This is a genomic window from Nostoc cf. commune SO-36 (assembly GCF_023734775.1).
In the GTDB taxonomy this organism is placed as follows: domain Bacteria; phylum Cyanobacteriota; class Cyanobacteriia; order Cyanobacteriales; family Nostocaceae; genus Nostoc; species Nostoc commune_A.
The window spans coordinates 6,783,438-6,802,717 of record NZ_AP025732.1 but is presented as its reverse complement, the minus strand read 5'-3'; the positions used below and the strand labels follow the sequence as shown (position 1 = coordinate 6,802,717).

The 19,280-nt window shown below is 42.4% G+C and carries 21 protein-coding genes, 1 tRNA gene and 4 pseudogenes; 14 read left to right on the top strand and 12 right to left on the bottom strand.

Annotated elements, in window-relative coordinates:
• Positions 1-164: 164 nt before the first annotated feature.
• The 6 genes and pseudogenes from ANSO36C_RS30650 to ANSO36C_RS30625 all read left to right on the top strand — a co-directional run.
• The gene (locus tag ANSO36C_RS30650; RefSeq protein ID WP_251957828.1) at positions 165-1,424 is read left to right on the top strand and encodes an HhoA/HhoB/HtrA family serine endopeptidase; all 1,260 of its coding nucleotides are present in this window, start codon (positions 165-167) and stop codon (positions 1,422-1,424) included.
• A 91-nt stretch (positions 1,425-1,515) separates the two neighbouring features.
• On the top strand, positions 1,516-2,049 hold the full coding sequence (gene def / locus ANSO36C_RS30645) for a peptide deformylase (protein WP_251957827.1): 534 nt from the start codon (positions 1,516-1,518) through the stop codon (positions 2,047-2,049).
• 60 nt (positions 2,050-2,109) lie between these two features.
• Complete coding sequence (locus tag ANSO36C_RS30640) at positions 2,110-2,730, top strand: hypothetical protein (RefSeq protein WP_251957826.1); 621 nt, start codon at positions 2,110-2,112, stop codon at positions 2,728-2,730.
• A gap of 251 nt (positions 2,731-2,981) precedes the next feature.
• A tRNA-Val gene (locus tag ANSO36C_RS30635) sits at positions 2,982-3,055 on the top strand.
• A gap of 195 nt (positions 3,056-3,250) precedes the next feature.
• Positions 3,251-3,517 (top strand): hypothetical protein, encoded by a 267-nt coding sequence (locus ANSO36C_RS30630; RefSeq protein ID WP_251960499.1) that lies wholly within the window; start codon positions 3,251-3,253, stop codon positions 3,515-3,517.
• A pseudogene (locus ANSO36C_RS30625) lies at positions 3,459-3,656 on the top strand (hypothetical protein); the annotation flags it as partial. The gene ANSO36C_RS30630 and the pseudogene ANSO36C_RS30625, both read left to right, overlap by 59 nt.
• A gap of 35 nt (positions 3,657-3,691) precedes the next feature.
• Here the strand turns inward: ANSO36C_RS30625 and ANSO36C_RS30620 are convergent.
• Positions 3,692-4,675 (bottom strand): CHAD domain-containing protein, encoded by a 984-nt coding sequence (locus ANSO36C_RS30620; protein ID WP_251957825.1) that lies wholly within the window; start codon positions 4,673-4,675, stop codon positions 3,692-3,694.
• A 285-nt stretch (positions 4,676-4,960) separates the two neighbouring features.
• Between ANSO36C_RS30620 and ANSO36C_RS30615 the strand changes: the two genes are divergently transcribed.
• Positions 4,961-6,028, top strand: a complete 1,068-nt coding sequence (locus ANSO36C_RS30615) for a DUF3616 domain-containing protein (RefSeq protein WP_251957824.1) — start codon at positions 4,961-4,963, stop codon at positions 6,026-6,028.
• 47 nt (positions 6,029-6,075) lie between these two features.
• Here ANSO36C_RS30615 and ANSO36C_RS30610 read toward each other — a convergent pair whose 3' ends face one another.
• On the bottom strand, positions 6,076-6,480 hold the full coding sequence (locus ANSO36C_RS30610) for an NIL domain-containing protein (RefSeq protein ID WP_251957823.1): 405 nt from the start codon (positions 6,478-6,480) through the stop codon (positions 6,076-6,078).
• Between the two features lie 343 nt (positions 6,481-6,823).
• Here ANSO36C_RS30610 and ANSO36C_RS30605 point away from each other — a divergent pair.
• Positions 6,824-8,621, top strand: a pseudogene (locus ANSO36C_RS30605) (response regulator); the annotation flags it as partial.
• A gap of 27 nt (positions 8,622-8,648) precedes the next feature.
• Here ANSO36C_RS30605 and ANSO36C_RS30600 read toward each other — a convergent pair.
• From ANSO36C_RS30600 to ANSO36C_RS30595, 3 genes are read right to left on the bottom strand one after another with little or no spacing between them, the layout of a single operon-like run.
• Positions 8,649-9,206 carry an ISAzo13-like element transposase-related protein gene (locus tag ANSO36C_RS30600; protein WP_251957822.1) on the bottom strand — a complete coding sequence of 186 codons (558 nt, stop codon included), beginning with the start codon at positions 9,204-9,206 and terminating at the stop codon, positions 8,649-8,651.
• A 29-nt stretch (positions 9,207-9,235) separates the two neighbouring features.
• On the bottom strand, positions 9,236-9,379 hold the full coding sequence (locus ANSO36C_RS34610; protein WP_323374544.1) for an ISAzo13-like element transposase-related protein: 144 nt from the start codon (positions 9,377-9,379) through the stop codon (positions 9,236-9,238).
• Positions 9,376-9,864, bottom strand: coding sequence for a hypothetical protein (locus ANSO36C_RS30595; protein ID WP_323374543.1), 489 nt, complete (start codon positions 9,862-9,864; stop codon positions 9,376-9,378). Before ANSO36C_RS30595 ends, ANSO36C_RS34610 begins: the two co-directional genes overlap by 4 nt.
• A gap of 84 nt (positions 9,865-9,948) precedes the next feature.
• Between ANSO36C_RS30595 and ANSO36C_RS35250 the strand changes: the two are divergent.
• From ANSO36C_RS35250 to ANSO36C_RS30580, 3 genes and pseudogenes are all read left to right on the top strand, one after another.
• Positions 9,949-10,179 (top strand): annotated as a pseudogene (locus tag ANSO36C_RS35250) (hypothetical protein); the annotation flags it as partial.
• 394 nt (positions 10,180-10,573) lie between these two features.
• Positions 10,574-10,870 (top strand): annotated as a pseudogene (locus ANSO36C_RS35245) (sensor histidine kinase); the annotation flags it as partial.
• Positions 10,871-11,039: 169 nt separating this feature from the next.
• Positions 11,040-11,426: a response regulator gene (locus tag ANSO36C_RS30580; RefSeq protein WP_251957820.1), complete on the top strand. Its 387-nt coding sequence runs from the start codon at positions 11,040-11,042 to the stop codon at positions 11,424-11,426.
• 329 nt (positions 11,427-11,755) lie between these two features.
• Here the strand turns inward: ANSO36C_RS30580 and ANSO36C_RS30575 are convergent, their stop codons facing one another.
• Positions 11,756-12,292, bottom strand: a complete 537-nt coding sequence (locus ANSO36C_RS30575) for a P-loop NTPase family protein (RefSeq protein ID WP_251957819.1) — start codon at positions 12,290-12,292, stop codon at positions 11,756-11,758.
• A gap of 147 nt (positions 12,293-12,439) precedes the next feature.
• Positions 12,440-12,937, bottom strand: a complete 498-nt coding sequence (locus ANSO36C_RS30570) for a hypothetical protein (RefSeq protein WP_251957818.1) — start codon at positions 12,935-12,937, stop codon at positions 12,440-12,442.
• A gap of 41 nt (positions 12,938-12,978) precedes the next feature.
• Here ANSO36C_RS30570 and ANSO36C_RS30565 point away from each other — a divergent pair, with 41 nt between their 5' ends.
• On the top strand, positions 12,979-13,125 hold the full coding sequence (locus tag ANSO36C_RS30565; RefSeq protein ID WP_251957817.1) for a hypothetical protein: 147 nt from the start codon (positions 12,979-12,981) through the stop codon (positions 13,123-13,125).
• Between the two features lie 62 nt (positions 13,126-13,187).
• On the opposite strand, the gene ANSO36C_RS30560 is transcribed toward ANSO36C_RS30565, so the two are convergent.
• Positions 13,188-15,050, bottom strand: coding sequence for a glycoside hydrolase family 2 protein (locus ANSO36C_RS30560; protein ID WP_251957816.1), 1,863 nt, complete (start codon positions 15,048-15,050; stop codon positions 13,188-13,190).
• Between the two features lie 818 nt (positions 15,051-15,868).
• Between ANSO36C_RS30560 and ANSO36C_RS35240 the strand changes: the two genes are divergently transcribed.
• Positions 15,869-15,970, top strand: coding sequence for a type II toxin-antitoxin system RelE/ParE family toxin (locus ANSO36C_RS35240; RefSeq protein ID WP_410174661.1), 102 nt, complete (start codon positions 15,869-15,871; stop codon positions 15,968-15,970).
• 108 nt (positions 15,971-16,078) lie between these two features.
• Positions 16,079-16,408, top strand: a complete 330-nt coding sequence (locus ANSO36C_RS30555; RefSeq protein ID WP_251957815.1) for a helix-turn-helix domain-containing protein — start codon at positions 16,079-16,081, stop codon at positions 16,406-16,408.
• Between the two features lie 44 nt (positions 16,409-16,452).
• On the opposite strand, the gene ANSO36C_RS30550 is transcribed toward ANSO36C_RS30555, so the two are convergent.
• The 4 genes from ANSO36C_RS30550 to ANSO36C_RS30535 all read right to left on the bottom strand — a co-directional run bounded on the left by ANSO36C_RS30550 (position 16,453) and on the right by ANSO36C_RS30535 (position 19,172).
• Positions 16,453-16,602: a hypothetical protein gene (locus ANSO36C_RS30550; protein ID WP_251957814.1), complete on the bottom strand. Its 150-nt coding sequence runs from the start codon at positions 16,600-16,602 to the stop codon at positions 16,453-16,455.
• 3 nt (positions 16,603-16,605) lie between these two features.
• A complete protein-coding gene (locus ANSO36C_RS30545; RefSeq protein WP_251957813.1) occupies positions 16,606-16,815 on the bottom strand; it encodes a hypothetical protein in 210 nt (69 codons plus the stop codon).
• Positions 16,805-16,945, bottom strand: a complete 141-nt coding sequence (locus ANSO36C_RS30540) for a hypothetical protein (RefSeq protein ID WP_251957812.1) — start codon at positions 16,943-16,945, stop codon at positions 16,805-16,807. Before ANSO36C_RS30540 ends, ANSO36C_RS30545 begins: the two co-directional genes overlap by 11 nt.
• Before the next feature lie 133 nt (positions 16,946-17,078).
• Positions 17,079-19,172: a caspase, EACC1-associated type gene (locus tag ANSO36C_RS30535; RefSeq protein ID WP_251957811.1), complete on the bottom strand. Its 2,094-nt coding sequence runs from the start codon at positions 19,170-19,172 to the stop codon at positions 17,079-17,081.
• Positions 19,173-19,280 lie beyond the last annotated feature (108 nt).

The window sequence follows — 19,280 nt, the reverse complement described above, 5'->3', positions numbered from 1 at the left end:
TATCCACCAGCTTTGCTGTAAATCGTCACAATAGAAGAGAAAGCACTAATTTAGCATTGAGACACGCTAGACCTAGAATAAACTTTTAAGTTGTAATCATTTTGGGACATACCCGGTAGGCAAGATCCTAACACCCACCGACTGACACGGAGAAGCAACGACACATGAAGACAACAAATCATCACTCAGCGCCTAAAAAGATTAATATCAGGCATTTGTCCCACAGATGGGGAGCAAATAATATTCTGGGAATGCTCTCATACGGGGTAGCAGTGGTGTTCCTGGGGAGCTGCTCTGTTCTGCCTGCTAAGACCTTTGAAGCTCAACAAAACGATACGCAAGCCCAAAAGACAATAGAATCAAATCCGGTATTTGTCCCCCCGCAGATTTTCTCTTCCTCTGGAGATCCTAATTTTGTAGTGAAAGTAGTGCAACAGGTGGGGCCTGCGGTAGTTCGGATTGATTCTTCCCGGACAATTACTTCGCGTGTACCAAACGAATTTAACGATCCATTTTTCCGACGGTTTTTTGGAGACTCAGCGCCACAGCCTAGACAACGGGTAGAGCGGGGTAGTGGCTCTGGATTTATCATTAACTCCTCTGGTCAAATTTTGACCAATTCCCATGTCGTAGATGGTGCTGATAGAGTTACTGTCACACTCAAAGATGGCCGGACTTTTGATGGTAAAGTTTTGGGTGAAGATCCGGTAACTGATGTGGCGGCGATCAAAATTGATGCCAATAATCTGCCAACTCTATCTGTGGGTAACTCCGATGCTTTGCAACCAGGAGAGGCTGTAGTTGCCATCGGTAATCCATTAGGGTTGAATAATACCGTTACTTCTGGGATTATTAGTGCTACAGGTCGTTCTAGTAGCGACATCGGTGCTAGTGACAAGCGGGTTGATTACATCCAAACGGATGCAGCGATTAACCCTGGCAATTCCGGTGGCCCATTGCTCAATGCTCGTGGTCAAGTGATTGCGATGAACACAGCTATTATTCGAGGCGCTCAAGGTTTGGGATTTGCTATTCCCATTAACACCGTACAAAGAATTGCTCAAGAATTAATTGCTACAGGCAAGGTAGATCATCCTTATTTGGGTGTTCAGATGGTGACATTGACACCAGAAATTAAAGAAAGAATAAGAAATAGAGCAGGCGATCGCTTAAATCTACAAGCAGATGAAGGCGTTCTGCTGGTTGAGATTGTACCGCGATCGCCTGCATCTGTGGCTGGGCTACGAGTCGGTGATGTGATTAAAAGCATTAATAGCCAGCCTGTTACTAAAATTGAAGAAGTACAAAGGCTAGTAGAAAAGAGCAAAATCGGCACTAAATTACCAATAGAAGTAGAACGCAATGGGCAAATTGTCCAACTAGGAGTACAACCTGCTCCTTTGCCCGTAAGACGTGAAGGATAATGTTTGTCATTTGTCATTTGTCATTTGTCATTTGAAAGATAACTGGCATACTCCCTAGTCCCCAATCCCTATTCCCAAAAAGAGTTTTATCATGACTGAATTAGCGCCAATAATTCAATTAGGCAATCCGACATTGCGCCAAAAAGCTGCTTGGGTTGAGAATATTCAAGATGAGCATATCCAAAAATTAATAGAAGACTTAATCGCCACTGTTGCCAAAGCTAACGGCGTGGGTATTGCTGCGCCTCAAATAGCACAATCCTATCGTTTATTTATTGTGGCTTCCCGTCCTAATGCCAGGTATCCCAACGCCCCAGAAATGGAACCGACTGCCATGATTAATCCCAAAATCATTGCTCATTCAACTGAAGTTGTCAAAGATTGGGAAGGTTGTTTAAGTGTTCCAGGAATTAGGGGGCTAGTTCCTCGGTATAAAGCTATTGAAGTAGAATACACTGACTGTCAAGGCAACTTACAAAAGCAAGAACTAACCGATTTTATCGCTCGGATTTTTCAACACGAGTACGATCATCTAGACGGTATCGTATTTGTAGATCGTTTAGAAAATACTCTCGATATGATCACTGAACAGGAATATCAACAACGAGTCGTTAACAATAAATAAACGAATGAACGCTACAATCTATCAGAAAAGCAAAGAAATAGTTCAATCCATAGTGCCTTCATGACGGCTGATCTGACATCTACGACGACATCTGACTTTGTTACCGTGCTATCCGAGGCTACGGCTGCGTATCGAGGACAAAAAGGCACACGCCCTAGTGCTGAAATATTAGTAAAGGCTTTGCTACAAGCAGAAAAAGCTGCCAAGCAACAAAGATTGACTTATCCGTTTAAATCTCTTCTTGGTAAATGGCAACTTTGCTTTGCTACTGGCACTAAGAAAGTCAGAGAGCGCGGGGGAATTGTATTAGGGAAGGGTTTGTATGTGCCTAAATTCGTAGCAATCCATCTTTCCTTTAATGCCACCTTGGAACAGGATTCAGGTAGAGGCGAAATTGGTAATCAGGTTGAGTTTAGCCAAGTTTCATTTAAACTTACGGGGCCAGTGCAATATTTAAATAAGAAAAATTTATTGGCGTTTGACTTTAACCAAATGCTTATCACTCTGTTTAGTCGTGTTGTTTACAACAGAGCAATCCATTCTGGTAAAGTTAAAACAGAAGATTTTTATAGCCAACCCATAGCTAAACTACCCTTCTTTGCCTTCTTTTTAGTGACGGAAGATTTCATTGCGGCTCGTGGCCGTGGAGGCGGATTAGCATTTTGGATTCGAGAAATTTAACTATTAGACATCTTCAGAAATTAATTATCAGTTGGCTGAAACCGTTGTATAAAGGTAGCGCTGCTATTTCTATACATTGATTTTCGCTCTTGTCCGATATGAAGCGTCAGAAACCTCGTCCATCTTCTTAAGATGGGCGGGGTAGTTCATATAACAAGACCGGGCAGCCTCACTATTAAATTTGAGCATGGCAAAAAATTATCTTGCCTTTTAAAAGAAGTATATGCTACTATCGATCATTGTATGGTTAAGGACGTATAGCTCAGTTGGTTAGAGCGCTACGTTGACATCGTAGAGGTCACTGGTTCGAATCCAGTTACGTCCATTTGTACATTGACTAATTACTTCTTACTGTTAACAGAATGATTGTCACTGTTAACAAATTAGTGACTACTAGGCAGTCTAAATACCTCATATCAAAAATGAACTGCTACAGTCACAATACTAGTCTAACAAGAACGTAACTGGATTCGCTTTCAACCCACCCTTTGCTAAAAAGCTTTTGTTATAAATTCGTAAATTGGTAAGAGTTATTGTTGATGTTATCCGCAACGGCATCAAAGCCGGAGAAGTCAGCCTCACTCTCTACTACAAACTACCCTCATCCCAACTAAACCCCAAGCCATCCAACGCTACAACGAGAATGTTTTCTCCGTCACTCGCCAACTATAGTTTAGCAATGAGCAAGCAACTCTGCCGTGATTTATGTGAATGGACGCTCTGTTTGAGGCAGGATTGGTGGAAGCACCTTGGGCTATTTGAGTCAAGGCGATTCCGAACAGTTTGACTGAGGAACCATGCTAGAAAGTGCTGTTGGGCTAATTTCAGGTTTATGTTCTGCCGAAAACACCCGTATTGTACAAACTTCCCAGACCAGTGTTTATGTTTTGTCCCTAGAAGCTTCTATTCAATTGTCTACTCGTTAATCCAATCCTTGCCCAATAAAGAGTAAGAGTAAATTTTAATTTATTACTCCTGAAAGGGGATGCAGTATTGTTAAGTGAAAACTATGCCTGGTTTCAGTTTTCAAATACCGTTCTTGCAAAGGTTGCCACTGCTGCCACGAATTGTAACGATTTTCAGTTAACAAATTAGCAAGGGTGGGCAACTCAGTCTGAATTTCTGACTTCAAAACATCTGTCAGCCAGTCAGTTAAAACGGCACTATCTTGCATCACACCCAAAATTTCTTGGATATCTTTTACTTCTGTAATATAAGCTGCATAAGACTCACCATATAAGTCAGTAAATAACTCCATTTGGTAGCGTATGCGTTTAGCTTCTTTTCGCAAACTATGAAGAATTGTACCTTCTCTTGCCAATTTTTGTTCTATCTTTTCTGGTTCCCAGTTTTTCTGGATTGTAATTTCTGAGTCTACAAATTGAGTGCCAACTAGCCAACCAGGATGCAATAAGAAGTTACTTAACTCTGGTAAGAGTAAGTCTGGTAGTACTTGCTGAATGGTAACAGATGCCAAAGGTTGATAACTAGGTTTCTCTAACCACTTGTCTAATGAATCTTTTAGAGATTTGTAAGATTCATCTTTTAACGTTTTCTGCACACTCGATAGTACATCTTCACGTTGTTTAGCTAAAGCTGTGAAAGCTGTTTGCAAAGATTCCTGTTCTTTGCGAGGTAAATTTGGTTTGTAATCGTTTTCCAAACTTTCTTTGAGTACATCTAAATCTCGCAGACTACCAAGACGACGAGCTATTTTACCGATATTTTTATCGCTAATCGGTTTCGGCACATCTACCGCTACCCCAAAGCGAGTTACTGCTGTCCGTAGGCGACGCATTCCCACTCGCATTTGGTGTAGTGCTTCTGGATCTTCGTCTTTTTTTACTGATTTTTCCCACTTAAAGGTTTTCTTAGAGTGTTTTTCGATCGCTTGGTAAGCGTAGTCACCGAGAGTTTTTATGGTAGGTTGTGTGGCTAATTTCATAATTGATCTTTGATGGCTACCTCATAAGGTTATTGCATAATAACATTAGTTAAAAAGTTGTATCTAATTTTGATATTTTTTATCCAATGCATAATAATATAAACTATATTTATAAAAATTAATACTTGCATCCTCTTCTAGGAATATCCAATATCTATCAAAAGTTTAAAAGCAAATTTACTCTAGCTATTTTATATGGTAGATAGCTTCTAAAAATATTTAACAGAGTATGAAATTATGAATTATGATAACATTATTAATCTTTTTCCGCAACCATAAACAAAGATGTCAAATTCAAATTTTCTCAATCAAGTTTTGTTGACTTTTGTAGATAATTTTAAAGAACATAGAGAAGATTTATCAGCAGTGCTGCTAACACATCAAAAGTATTTATGGTTGGGGTCAGATGAAACCTCAACTATTGAGCGCCTCTCTTTGTTTGATACTGACAAATTTACAGAACATCAGCAATTTAAGGTATCAGATTTTATCAGCTTGCCTGCACCAGAAGAGGAAGAAATTGATATAGAAGGACTTGCTTACACTGATTATTACCTATGGTTTGTTGGTTCTCACAGCTACAAACGCAAAAAAACTAAACCGGAAAAACCAGATACCAAAAATCTTCAAAGACTCGCAAAAATTGAATCAGAACCTAACCGCTACCTCTTAGGAAGGATTCCGATGATAGATGGCAAGTTATTCTCATCTTGCCCACACCCCCAAAATCCAGATGTGCAATTGAACGCCGCTAAATTAGAGGTTATGAATCAGGGTAATTTGCTGACGACAGCTTTAGCAGATGACGCTCATTTAGGCTTGTTTATTAAGGCAGAAGTTCCCGGAAAGGATAATGGTTTTGATATTGAAGGGATAGGCATTTATCAAAATCGCATTTTTCTAGGTTTGCGTGGCCCTGTTTTGCGGGGTTGGGCTGTGGTGCTGGAAATAGAGTTAGAAGATTCTACTCCTGGACTTTTGAGACTAAAGCAAATTGGAGAAGCGCAGGAGTTATATAAAAAGCATTTTGTTTGGTTGAATGGTTTGGGAATTCGGGATTTGCATATAGATGACAAAGATTTGTTGATTTTAGCCGGGCCAACAATGGATTTAGATGGCCCCGTGCAAGTGTATCGCTGGATAAATGCGGTGGATTCACAAGAAAACGTCTTCAGTAATCCAGATTTTGTGCAAGATATCCCCTATGGAAATCGGGAAGAACACGCTGAGGGAATGACGCTGTTTGAAGATGTGGCTGGTATACCTTCAATATTGGTGGTTTATGACTCTCCGGCAAAAACTAGGCTGGTGGGTGATGATAGTGTAATCGCGGATGTGTTTAAGCTGGGCTAAAATCAATCTTGGATTTGGGATTAGTTGAAAAAGTTTGATGGGCAATCTTAAAGGTTAGTAGAGATTGCCTGTACAGGACAGGTGGGTATACACTGTTCGCAGACGATACAACGCGATCGCGTGAATGTCAATTTGTACGTCTCTGGGTGGAGAGTCAGGGCTTCGGTAGGACAAACCCCAGTACACAAACCACAGTGGACACACACATCCTCGTCGATGGTAATTTCGCCTAATGTATAAGAAACGTTAACATTGCGCGATCGCATCCACTCAATCGCTGCATCTAATTGATCGATATCTCCCGATAGTTCTACTACCAGTTTGCCAATTTGATTTGGGGCAACTTGGGCACGGATAATATTAGCGGCGACGTTGAACTCTTTAGCCAGTACGTAAGTAACTGGCATTTGCACGGCGCGTTTTGGGAAGGTGAGTGTTACTCGTTTTTTCACAGGTTTAGCAGAGAGTTTTTTTCTGTTGTAGCGTATTGAAAGTTTTATCAAAGCAGAATTCAGGAGTCAGGAGCCAGAATGGGCTAAACCTTAGCTATCCGCTAACAGAATTAAATTCTGTGCGAGTGGCGAATGAATAAAGGGCGTTTTTGCACCCCCGCTAAATTAAAAATTTAGTGGTCTACAATTAGTGGCGGGTCTGAATCCCCCACTTTCTTGTTCTGACTCCTGAATTCTGACTTCTGGATTCTTCTTCAAGATTGATATTAATTAATGTTGCAATTCAATTTAAGTTAATTACTTGTTATCTGTCATATCCATTTTAATTTGGAAAACTTTTAAGATGAAAATTTTAGTTGTAGAAGACGACGAGTTAAATGCATATTCACTCACCGCCGTTTTGACTCAGCACAACTATGCCGTTGAAGTTGCTACTGATGGCGATGCCGCTTGGAATTTTATTCAAACTTACGATTATGATTTAATCCTGCTGGATATAGTGTTGCCCAAGCTGGATGGTATCAGTCTTTGCCGGAGAATCCGGTCTAGTGGTCTGCAAATGCCAATATTATTATTGACAGGGCGCGATAGTGGTCATGATAAAGCAATCGGATTAGATGCTGGCGCAGATGACTATGTAGTTAAACCCTTTGACGCAGAGGAGTTAATTGCTCGTGTTAGGGCGCTGTTGCGTCGCCAAGGTGTAACCTCGCAACCTGTGCTGAAGTATGGTAAGCTGCAGCTAGACCCTAGTAGCTGTGAAGTGATCTATGCTGGTAATCTGCTGCCACTTACTCCAAAAGAGTATGCTCTGTTAGAAATATTCTTGCGAAATAGTCGCCGAGTATTTAGCTGTGGCATGATTTTAGAACATCTTTGGTCTTATGAAGATACTCCACAAGAAGAAGCTGTTCGCACTCATATTAAAGGATTACGACATAAACTCAAAGCTGTAGGAGCGCCCAGTGATTTGGTGGAAACCGTTTATGGTATCGGTTATCGGCTGAAACCATTGGAAGATGGGCACAGGGACAGGGAGGAATTAAATCAGGCAAAATCCTCGGTTGCCAATTTGAAATCACAGCAGCAAACATTAATGGCAGTTGGGGAAATTTGGCAACGATTTCAAGGGCGGGTGGACGAGCAGGTGAGGGTGCTGGAGGAAGCGATCGCAACTTTAAACCAAAATAGTTTAAATTTAGAATTGCGATCGCTTGCAGTCAAAGAAGCCCATACCTTGGCGGGATCTTTAGGTACTTTTGGCTTACCTACTGGCTCAAAATTGGCACGCGATATAGAACGGCTGCTGAGTTCTAGTCAAACCTTGACTAAATCTGAGATTAGCAACCTCGAAAGTTGGGTAAAGTTATTGCGTCGGGAAATTCAGGCAAACAACGCAGCAGCAATATCTGCATCACCAACTCCACAGGTATTAAAAATCACACAAACACTGCAAAAATGACCCCGATGCAGAAACTAAAATATTGGTTGTGGACGATGATCCGCAAATTCAGGCATTGTTGCAAACCTTACTTCATCCTTGGGGACTAAAGGCGATCGCTCTTGAAGATCCGCGTCAGTTCTGGGAAACTTTGGAAGCATTTGCACCAGATATGCTGATTCTGGATGTGGAGTTACCTTATACAAGGGGTATAGAGCTTTGCAAGTTAGTACGCAACGATCCGCACTGGAGTGAGTTACCCATCTTATTTCTCACTGTGCATAGCGATGCTGAGATGGTAAATCAGGTATTTAGCGTTGGTGCTGATGACTTTGTAAGCAAGCCAATTGTCGGGCCAGAACTAGTAACCCGAATCGTCAATCGTTTAGAACGGGTGAAATTGCGGCAGCGCGTGGCGCAAGGGGGTAAGGCGGTAGGGGAAGATGAGGCAGGGGGAGTAAGCTTTTCCTCATCCTACAATTTCCGAGCTATCAACGAATTGGAATTGAGAGTGGCAGAGCGCACCGCCGAGTTAATTAGGGTGAATGAACAGTTGCAGTCACAACTAGACGAGCGTCAGCGCACACCTTTAACTTCAATTTACGGCTCTCTCGGAATGCTAGCCAGTGGCTTGCTACCGACAGATTCAGAGCAAGCAAAACGCTTGCTGCAAATTGCTACTGATAGCAGCGAACGCCTAGGGAGTAGCAGGAAAATAAAGTACCATCTAAACAGGGACGATAGTAATATCCCATTTGGGTAATGTTTCAGAACGTTGCCATTGGGGTTGATACTGTTCTAACTCTCGTGACAGAACTTTAATTCCTTTTTCATAAGTGGTTTCAACCAGATGTACAATAGGTGCAATTCCTTTCCAGGTCATATTGGCAGCCCAATGAGCAGCGGCTTCAACAGAATCTAAAATTGCGCCATTCCAATAATTCTCCAGGGTAGCCCAACACCGCTCTATGGGATTGTACTTGCTATGGTAGGGGGGATAATAAATCAGTCGGATTTTGAGATTAATTGCTTGAGATAACTCAACCATGCGTTTAATAAATTGTGTGCGGTCACTGCGAGTCGCCGCACCGCCATCAAGATCAATCACCCATTCATCGAGATCAAGGTAATTGTGTTGATTCTCACGCCACCAAGCGGTTAAACAATCGACTATAAAATCACTTGTTTCCGCCGACTGTCCCAAATAAATAGATAACTGGTTACTGTGCGTGTTGAGAATGCCAAAGGGAACTAAGACCGCAAGACATGAGAGTATCATGATCATCCGCCGCTTTTGCTTCCAGTGTCCGGGCTTTACCGGCCTCTAGAAAGGTTCCCAATCTTCACTTTGGCTTTAGTATCAATAGACACTCTTAATGATTTGGGATTCTCATCTGATGCCTGATTCTCCCGGAACACATTCTCAAATATGGCATCTGTTTGGGGAATCTTTTTCAAAGGCTTGGTTTTTTGTGTTTTTTTAGGCGATACCCCAAGCGATTGAGAATCTCCCCCAAGGTTTGGCGAGACGGTAATTCGCTCTCGTCGTAGCCATGAACATTCACCAATGCTTCTCTTACTGCTCTGGCACTAATGCGCGCATACAGAAAGGTTGATTGAAATTTTGGGTCGGCTTGAGCTTGAGCATCTACCAATGAACGAATATCCGATTCTAAATTGGGTAGAATCTCAACACTCTTGTGTCTTCCTCTTGCCTGATAGTTATCTATACAGACTATCCCTGTCCGTCGTTCATGCAGGCCTAGTTGTACACAGCAGCGATTCCATCCCAATACTGTTTCTGCTTTACGGGCTGAACTATCAAAGTAATCTTCGGTAACTTTTGCCATGAAATCTCTTTTGATGCTCCCAGTTAGTTTCTTCGCTGCATCTTTAAAGGTAGATTTGATGGAGTCGGTCAGCATGACTTGAGAGATTTCCATTCTAGAGATTTAGTGCTGGGGCTGGTAGATCCGCGCTTCCTAAATATTCTAGAATGGCTGGTACTTTATTTTTTCGCAAGTCCCCTAGTACGTTTAATCAACGACATTCTAGATATTGAGCGGATCGAATCAGGTAAGGCGAAGATGGAACCAGAAATCTGCAATATCCTTGATCTAATCACTCAAGCAGTAAATGTCATGCAGCCTCTAGCTGACAAAGCAGAAATAAAACTATCCATTTCTGCCTTATCCGTTCAAGTATTGGCTGATTGCGATCGCATTGTCCAAACCTTAACTAATCTACTGAGTAACGCCAGTGAACTACCCCGCCGTAAGACGGACGGTGCTTCCCAATTCATCGGGAATAGCTTCCAGAACTCCGTAGTAAAAGACAAGTCTTACATTCCCTCCAAGGGCAGGAGTCCTGGTTCCCAAGACCCAAATTTTTCTCTTGCAACATATACCTATTAGCTTGGTTTTCGCTTGCGGCATTGATGGTGAAAAACGCAGTCTTGGGGTCTCCCCAAGTAGAGCGATTTTGAACCCGGAGGGTCAAGACAATATATATCTTACCAGAAAATTCTGGGGATTCGTCATACATCCAGAATTGGTTTTTACTGTGTAAAAAATCAATTCCAGATGTAATCCTTATCCCCCGCTCACAATCCCCACCTTATGGGTACATTGAAGGTGGGGACTTCCGCTATACGTTAAATTTTCGTCTGCTGGATCTACGATTTGGTTAGGGGCACAACAACAAGAGAATGAAGTTTTGTTGACAGTCAAAGATACTGGACGCGGTATTCCAACAGAGAAACTTGAGAGTATCTTTGAGCGCTTTCAACAAGTTGACTCTTCAGATTCACGCAACCATGATGGTACTGGTTTAGGTTTAGCAATTTGTAAGAGCATTATGCAACAGCACGGCGGACGCATCTGGGCTGAAAGTACATTAGGCGGAGGTAGCACTTTTTATGTCACTTTGCCCTTGTTTGAGACTTTCCAAAATACCACCATTCCCGTGATTGATATTCGTTACGATGCACACGTAAATAGCCAATTAAGCCAAGATGCAGAATTTTTAACCAAAGGGCCTGTTACCACCGAGGAATTTGAACAACGGATGATGAAATTACTTCAGCAGATTCCCCTGAACCTACAAAAGGATAGCAGCGATGACAACAAAGCAAATTCTAGTGGTTGATAACGAGCAGTATATTCAAGAAGTTGCCAAGATTTGCTTGGAAACAGTCGCAGGCTGGAAAGTAGTAACAGCGAGTTCTGGCGAAGAAGGCATAATTAAAGCTGAAACTTACCAACCAGATGCAATTTTACTTGATGTAATGATGCCAGGAATGGATGGTATCACTACCTTTGAAAAGTTACAAGCCAATCCATTAACTAAAGCGATTCCGGTAATTTTGTTAACTGCCAAAATCCAGGCTTCCGATCGCCGTCGCTATACCCAGATGGGAATGATCAGTGCGATCGCTAAACCATTCAATCCCCTAGAATTAGCTGCTGAAGTAGCACTAGCCCTGGGCTGGAGTTTGGCAAAGTAAGCTAAACAGCCTTTTTATAAGTAAATGGGCGTAAATAAATATAATATGTTCCGTCATTGCGAGTGAAGCGAAGCAATCGCAAAGTCTCTGGGATTGCTTCGCTTCACTCGCAATGACATCTTATATTTAACAAGTGATGGGGGTTTAAGTCCCCTGTCTCTACAGGCAGCAGGTTTTGATGCCTAAATCTAAATCCCCGTCACAAAACGTAATTGCGAATTGCGAATTGCGAATTGCGAATTGTTTTAATCATGCCTACTTACTTACCATGTCCTTGCTATGCCAAAGGCGCAGCGTCTCTTAAATAAGTGTCGAATCCCAACTATTTTCTATCCCCCCTGCTCCTTTTCCTCTTTTTCAATTAACTCAAAAAATTGCGAAATTTGTTTAGTCGAGCGAATGTGATAAACATTTTTGATGCTTTGAGCCTGTTCGATATACTCACGGTATTTTGGGGTCAAATATTTGTGGCATAACCAAAGTACGCGATAGCTACTAAGCGAACTCCTTAATATTGGACTATTAGAAGGCCAGCCTTCTGGCGGTTTAAAGTAACCTGTGATTAGTCGTTTAGTTACCCACCATCCATGCACATATAGCGGTAAATCGACAAAAATTAGACTATCTGCCTCATTGAGTCGTAGCCAGAGGGTTTCCATGCAACCAAACCCGTCAATAATCCATTGGTCACTAACTAAAATTTTTTGATGGGCAAGCTTATAGTCTTTATCTGGAACCAGCTTGCCCCCTGATTGAGATTTAATCTTGTCTAAGACGTAAAGCGGCAAACCAGTGATTTGAGATAACTTCTTGCTTAGAGTTGATTTCCCGCCTCCAGCATTGCCAAACACCGCTACTTTTTTCATCGCTACTCTCCTTTTAGTGCAATCAAGTCAAAGTTGGCACAAGCTTTTCACGAAAGAATAAAGGTTTTACCCGTATTACTATTATACTACAACACCTGTTGCCAGAAGATTTGTACTACTCTACTTTGCTCTGCTGTAACCTATGCTCTATCTACGCCATACGTCAGAAAATAGTTCTTGAAGCCCAGTTGAACCTGCGGTGTACACACAAGTATGACCAGCATAGGTTTCAACTCTTTTAGTAGTTTCGTAAGGTACGTTATGAACACGCCGAAATAACAAATGTAGTCTCCGAAGTAACAAACGCGAACCCCGAAGTAACAAACGCGAACCCCGAAGTAACAAACGCGAACCCCGAAGTAACAAACGCGAACCCCGAAGTAACAAACGCGAACCCCGAAGTAACAAACGCGAACCCCGAAGTAACAAACGCGAACCCCGAAGTAACAAACGCGAACCCCGAAGTAACAAACGCGAACCCCGAAGTAACAAACGCGAACCCCGAAGTAACAAACGCGAACCCCGAAGTAACAAACGCGAACCCCGAAGTAACAAACGCGAACCTCGAAGTAACAAACGCGAACCCCGAAGTAACAAATGCCTTGGCGTAGCCCACCGCAGGCGGGGAGCATCCCAAATGTGCAAAAACTTTGATCGCCCTCATCCCCTAACCCCTTCTCCCAAAGATGGGAGAAGGGGAACTAGAATTATGTCTCCCCTCTCCCAAAGATGGGAGAGGGGCTGGGGGTGAGGGAAAAGATTTAAGCAAAATTGGGATGCTCCCAGCGATCGCAACTAAAACTGATATCGAACTACACCAATTATTTAAATAAATTTACTAATATAAAAAGCAGAGGAATTGGAGAGTAAAAATCTTACTCTCCAATTCCCAATTTTAACACCTACTAGGAGAGCAAAATCCTCCTCCTGAAAGGGTTGCAGCCCGGATTGCCTCAAGCGGAAATTTGGGGGTGCGATCGCTGTACAACAAACCGTTAGCTTCTTGGAAAGTATCAGTAAATTGTGTGTAACAGAATCCACTGAACAGTTCAATATCATTGATGGCTTGGAGTAGAGCAGCATATTTCATTTCTAACTCCGAGATACTCCAGCAACGCTCATATCCCCAAACTTGGTCTGTATTTGGCTCGTCTTCTGGAGCATAAGCAATACCACCAAACTCTGTAAGCATAACTGGTTGCCCTTGATGTGGATAGTTGTCGAGTGTGAGGATACGTCCTCCAGGGCGTTTTTGATTGAGCATATCTGACAGCTTCACCTCTGGCCCATATCGACGAAGTAATTGCAGTGGCTTGGTATCATAATCATGAATTGCCAGAATATCTGTATCTGTACTTTCCCAGCCATCGTTCCCAATGACTGGACGAGTTGGGTCAAGGGTTTTGGTCAAGTGATACATTGCTAAAACATAGTTGCGGTGAGCTGCCGTCTCTACTAAATTCGGTACTCCCCAAGATTCATTAAAGGGAACCCAAGCAACAATACACGGATGGCTGGAATCTCTTTTGATCACTTCAGTCCATTCGCGCGTCATGCGTTCTACAGCTTTACGGGTGAAGCGATAGGCGCTGGGCATTTCCTCCCATACCAATAACCCTAAAACATCTGCCCAATATAAAAATCGTGGGTCTTCAATTTTTTGGTGTTTGCGTACTCCGTTGAAACCCATTGCTTTGATCAGTTCTACATCACGTCGCAACGCCTCATCGCTGGGTGGAGTCATGAGTGTATCTGGCCAGTAACCTTGATCGAGAACAAGGCGTAAATAGTAGGGGCGACCATTGAGCATAAAGCGATCGCGCTGTACGCTCACTGTTCGCAGCGCTGTGTAAGATTTTACTTCATCTAATAACTGACCATTGCTCCACAGTTGAATTTTGGCATTAATTAACGTTGGCTTTTCTGGACTCCACAATAATTCGTTACGGAAGTCATCAATCCCAGGATCGCCAAGAGAAATACGGCGGTTAATTTCTCCGTTCAACACTTCGTATGTATCATTCACCAATACAGTACCGCCAATGCTTAATTCCATCTTGATTTGTACGTCGCAAACTGGCACAGCACCTGCCAGCACCGCTTCAAAACCAACCTCCCAACGCTCAAAATCGGAATTCCAGCAGAGATGGCCAAGATAAGTTTTACCCACTCGTTCAATCCAGACTGTCTGCCAAATGCCGCTAGTGCGAGGATACCAAATACTGTGGGGTTTCAATTGCCAATCTTGTTTACCGCGAGGTTTAGCTAGGTCTTGCGGATCATCTTGCGCCCATACTGTTACTGTTGTTGTGCCACTGTCATTTAAGACATGAGTAATATCGAGTGAGAAATTGGTGTGTCCGCCTTCATGTTCAGCTATATATTGACCATTAACCCATACACGAGCGCGGTAGTCCACAGCACCAAAGTGTAACAGCAATCTACCATCACCTTCTGGTGTTGCAAATTCCCGTTCGTACCAAAAGTTTGAGTGAAAATTCGTGTCACCTATGCCACTTTTACTTGATTCCGGAGCAAACGGAACTTCTATCAAATGAGTCCATTGCTTCAGATCACTGGGTTGAACACATTTTCCTTCGTCATCAAATGCAAACTTCCACAAACCATTTAGGCTTTGCCAAGGCGATCGCTGCAACTGCGGACGTGGATGTATTATTTGTTTCCGGCCAATACCATTCTCGTTATCGCCCTCAACTGATAATGTAACTTCAGTATCATTAATATTTAATAAGTTCATTAAAGCCTCTTGTTTATTTGGTTACATTAAATTGAAAATTTAATCCCTTTTTCCTTGATTAATAGTATAAAAATATTTTGATTAGTCTTACTTCTACTAAAGGAATATAAATTTACTAAATAAAGTTACAAGTAAAAATACTTGTTATTCATGGCACATTCAACCCGATCATACTTCGGTTCTACCTCTACCTATTCGCCACGCTTGCAGAACTCTTTGCCTAATATGCTAGCTTAATCTCAAAGCCCAGCAGGTACGATGCCTACCTAAAGTCAATGAAAATTTAAGATCCAGCTGCGATCGCTTGCGTAAGCTCTTGGTTCATAATGACTTCTAGTTGGAGTCTTTAAACTAAGTTTTGCATCAAAGCCCAGCAGGCGCGTAATTTACAGCCGTAGGCAGGGCTTATATTTTAATATGCTATTATTAGCATAATTAGCATTACATGAGTAAAAAACAAGAAAAACCCCTCAAATGGATTGCAAGCGCTCTTGATGATTTAAAAGATTTCCCTGAAGATGTGCAAGATGTAATGGGTTAAGCTCTGGATTTAGCACAACATGGTGAAAAGCATCCTGACGCAAAACCTTTGCATGGATTTACAGGGACTGGGATTTTAGAAATTGTAGATGATTTTGAAGGAGATACATAGGGAGCATCCCACTTTTTTGAATGTCATTGCGAACGCAACGAAGTGGAGTGAAGCAATCGCAAAATCTCGCACTAAGAACAAAAACCAAATCGCAAAATCTCGCACTAAAAACAAAAACCATGCGATTGCTTCGTCGTTCCTCCTCGCAATGACGGTTATTCTTTAGTTGCTAAATAAAAACTGGGATGCACCCGATACATACAGGGCAATTTACACTGTTAAATTTGCAGGATTTGTTTACCTATTACATTCATTTCAAAATAAATAAAAACACGGTATTGCTACACCAAAATAAGATATAGATTTAGTTAAGAAGAGACTCAAGGTTGCTCAGGAAGATTATTTACAAGAAATAGCAAAAACAATGGAGTAAAAAATGAGCAACGAAAATGATGTTTATATGAGTGACGGAAATGTCTTTGCTGATCTAGGATTGTCTAATCCTGAAGAGCGCTTAATTAAAGCAGAACTGGCACGCAAAATTAGTGAAATTATTGCTAATCGCCAATTAAATCAAGCCCAAGCAGCCGAAGTTCTTGGAATAGATCAACCAAAAATATCTGCTTTAACTAGAGGGAAACTAAAAGATTTTTCAATAGATAGATTGATCAGATTTATAAACATTTTAGGTAATGATGTAGAAATTACAATTAAGCCTAAGCCAGAAAGTCGTTCAATTGCTTGCACGACTGTAGTTTGTGAATAATTATTAACCTAAAAGGCATACAGATCGTGATGATTTAACGCGCATTATTTCTGCAATAAAGGCAACCAAATATGAGCAACAAATCTATTTTGAGACATCGCTTGCGTAAGCTCTTGGTTCATAATTATCTCTAGTTGGCTTAATTCTGAACGTAGGTGAAGCGTCTCTGGCTTGGCTTCTGAATTCTTCTTCAATTTTCACTCTATGTCTTGATAGGCTTGAATTTTTTCATACAAACTATCAACATTGTCTTGAGCAAAAAGTTTGTGTTTTAGTTGTAAATAATCACCTTCGCCTAATTTACAAGCTGCCCAAAATTTCATTACCTTGGATGGCTCTAAATGTGTAAAGAGTATCTGCATTACTTCTTGTAAATTTTGCTGCTCGTTAATAACTTTAATTGTCATCTTCTATCTCCAAAATAAAATCAGTTGGGTTGATTAAGATGACAGCTTGTGTTTCTAGAAATACTTTTGGCTGTGTTTGGTCATCAAAGGGGCGATTATAAATGCTTGTGTCTAAATAAACTCTGCTCATGTCACTTTTTGACTTCTGAATTCTTTTTCAACAACTGTGTTTTTCAAAAAAAAATTAGATCGTTCCGGTTCGCTACACCCAAAAAGGGTAAAGGAAAGAAGGATAGAGGGCTAAAGAGCTAGAGTATAAAGGGCTACTGAAGAGTCCTCCCAACCGCGCAGACAACACGAAAACCAATACTGCCGAGGATGAGGTCGCGCCCCTCCCTAACGTAGTAGCGGGACGCGGAACGGCAGTTTTCAGGACTGCTGTTCCAGGCACCGCCCCGCAGTACTTGATCTTGACTAGCATTATCTGTCCATGCACTTCCATCACTAGGCGCTCCTTCATAGCTATCATGCCAAGTATCTTGACACCACTCCCAAACATTTCCGTGCATATCGTATAATCCAAAGGCGTTTGGTGAAAAACTTCCTACTTCTGTTGTTTGTTGACGATATTTGCCCTCTGGTGCAGAAGCGTAGGTGTAATCCCCATTATAGTTAGCTAACTCAGTAGTCACATCTTCAGCAGTCAGATTCAACGCTTGATGACGTTGCGTTAGGTGAGAGCGCTTGAAAGCACTGAGCGGATATTCTTGCTGAACAGCTTCTGTAAACTCCTGCTCATATTGCCGCAAGTTTGCTTGATGGGTTTCAATCTCCGCATTAATCCGCCTCTCGATCGCTCTCACATCCCCCTCACTCAACCCCAACGTCTGCCAGGTTTGCTGCAACTGCTTTTGCGTCACATCATCTGGATAATGCTGGCGCTGCGTCGCCTTCACAAACGCCTGTTCGTACTGCTGGAGTTTTTGATGATAGGTTTCAATCTGTGTTGTGATTTGCGCTTCAATTGGTGCAACATCTACATCTGTCAATCCCAAGCGCTGCTGCTGTTGGCGTAAATTATTCCGGGTTGCCTCGCTGAGAGGATATTCTTGCTGCGTGGCAGCAAAAAACAGCCGTTGGTAGTCTTGGAGTTTCTGGCGATATGCCTCTACCTCAGCCGTAATCTGAGATTCGATTGCCGCAATATCTCCATTCGCAAGTTCTAATTGCTGCTGGGTTTGCCGTAAGCGATCGCGGCTTGCTGCACTCAGGGGAAACTCCTGTCGCAGTGCCGTTGTAAACGCCTGTTCATAAGTTTGCAGGTTTTGTTGATGTGTCTTAAACCGTGCAGTCACTAGCGCCTCAATCGGCATCGTGTCCTCATTCCGCAGTCCCAAAATTTGCTGGAGATTTTGCAAATCGTGGCGATCGCTATCTGTAATCGTCTCGTCTCGCTCTAGTAGTTCAGTAAACGTCTGCTGATACTGCTGGAGTTTTTCGCGGAACTCGTTGCGATACGGTTCCAACACCTCATCTTCGATCGCCTTCGCCTCAGTTGTTTCCAATCCCAAGCGAGTCCTCTGATAATCTAATGTCCGACGGCCAACAAGAGAAATTTCGCCTCGATGAATAAATCGCGCTACCTCCTTACGGTATCGCTGTCTGGGATCACCCGGAGCTACCTTTGTCAGTCGAATCTTAAAGCCTTCTCGAATTGCATAGATTTCCGGCTTCATTGCAGGTTGAAGTTCTCGCACCTTCTCACTTGCATATTCATGGAGTTCATCGATGGAGACAAACTCATCGCGATCGCGATCGGCTTCTCCCGACTTGATACCTTCAACCAAAAAACGAGTGTAAATCGATAAATCTTGCCCCTCTTCCTCAAAGGAATATTGAGTCGAAGTAGAAGAAGTCAATACTGCTCGTCCTTCACCGCCTAACTGCTCTCGGATGTCAATCATGCCGTCATCTTTGGCAGACATCCCCTCAGCAAACGCGCCACTAAAGCAGCTATCTAGGATCACCACTTGCCGCCGGGAGCGGCTTTCGCTCATGCGATCGTGAATAAAATTAGCAGACACCGACGTTGAGCGAATCAATTCGCCCTGCTGCGTTTTACTGGTGTTGCGAGTCGCCAGATACAGCCTACCGCGATCGTCTTTGATGCCGTGTCCTGAAAAGTACAGCAGCAGCAAATCATCCCTGTGCCGCCCAGATAATAGCGTTTCGATCGCCATTTCTACAACTTGTCGTTCAGGATTTTTTAGCAGGGTAATATCTGATGCGGCAAACCCGCCCATCTCGCTATGGAGCAGTACACCATACACTGCTTCCGCATCTCTAACTGCACTGGGCAACGGGTTTAGCCCTGGCTCATACTCACTGACTCCAATCAGCAACGCTACCTTCGCCATTTAACTCACCTATGCTGGATCAAATCCTCTGCGGCTTTAATCTCTGTATTGTTTTGTTGATACCAAGTTTTAGGATATCACCTATATCAATTGGACTACTGCTGCAAG

Bases quoted from the DNA above. Each gene is read 5' to 3' on its own strand.
- ANSO36C_RS30650 (WP_251957828.1), top strand. From the start codon at position 165: ATGAAGACAACAAATCATCACTCAGCGCCTAAAAAGATTAATATCAGG.
- def (WP_251957827.1), top strand. From the start codon at position 1,516: ATGACTGAATTAGCGCCAATAATTCAATTAGGCAATCCGACATTGCGC.
- ANSO36C_RS30640 (WP_251957826.1), top strand. From the start codon at position 2,110: ATGACGGCTGATCTGACATCTACGACGACATCTGACTTTGTTACCGTG.
- ANSO36C_RS30620 (WP_251957825.1), bottom strand. From the start codon at position 4,675: ATGAAATTAGCCACACAACCTACCATAAAAACTCTCGGTGACTACGCT.
- ANSO36C_RS30615 (WP_251957824.1), top strand. From the start codon at position 4,961: ATGTCAAATTCAAATTTTCTCAATCAAGTTTTGTTGACTTTTGTAGAT.
- ANSO36C_RS30600 (WP_251957822.1), bottom strand. From the start codon at position 9,206: ATGATCATGATACTCTCATGTCTTGCGGTCTTAGTTCCCTTTGGCATT.
- ANSO36C_RS30595 (WP_323374543.1), bottom strand. From the start codon at position 9,864: ATGGAAATCTCTCAAGTCATGCTGACCGACTCCATCAAATCTACCTTT.
- ANSO36C_RS30580 (WP_251957820.1), top strand. From the start codon at position 11,040: ATGACAACAAAGCAAATTCTAGTGGTTGATAACGAGCAGTATATTCAA.
- ANSO36C_RS30575 (WP_251957819.1), bottom strand. From the start codon at position 12,292: ATGAAAAAAGTAGCGGTGTTTGGCAATGCTGGAGGCGGGAAATCAACT.
- ANSO36C_RS30565 (WP_251957817.1), top strand. From the start codon at position 12,979: ATGGGAGAAGGGGAACTAGAATTATGTCTCCCCTCTCCCAAAGATGGG.
- ANSO36C_RS30560 (WP_251957816.1), bottom strand. From the start codon at position 15,050: ATGAACTTATTAAATATTAATGATACTGAAGTTACATTATCAGTTGAG.
- ANSO36C_RS30555 (WP_251957815.1), top strand. From the start codon at position 16,079: ATGAGCAACGAAAATGATGTTTATATGAGTGACGGAAATGTCTTTGCT.
- ANSO36C_RS30545 (WP_251957813.1), bottom strand. From the start codon at position 16,815: ATGACAATTAAAGTTATTAACGAGCAGCAAAATTTACAAGAAGTAATG.
- ANSO36C_RS30540 (WP_251957812.1), bottom strand. From the start codon at position 16,945: ATGAGCAGAGTTTATTTAGACACAAGCATTTATAATCGCCCCTTTGAT.
- ANSO36C_RS30535 (WP_251957811.1), bottom strand. From the start codon at position 19,172: ATGGCGAAGGTAGCGTTGCTGATTGGAGTCAGTGAGTATGAGCCAGGG.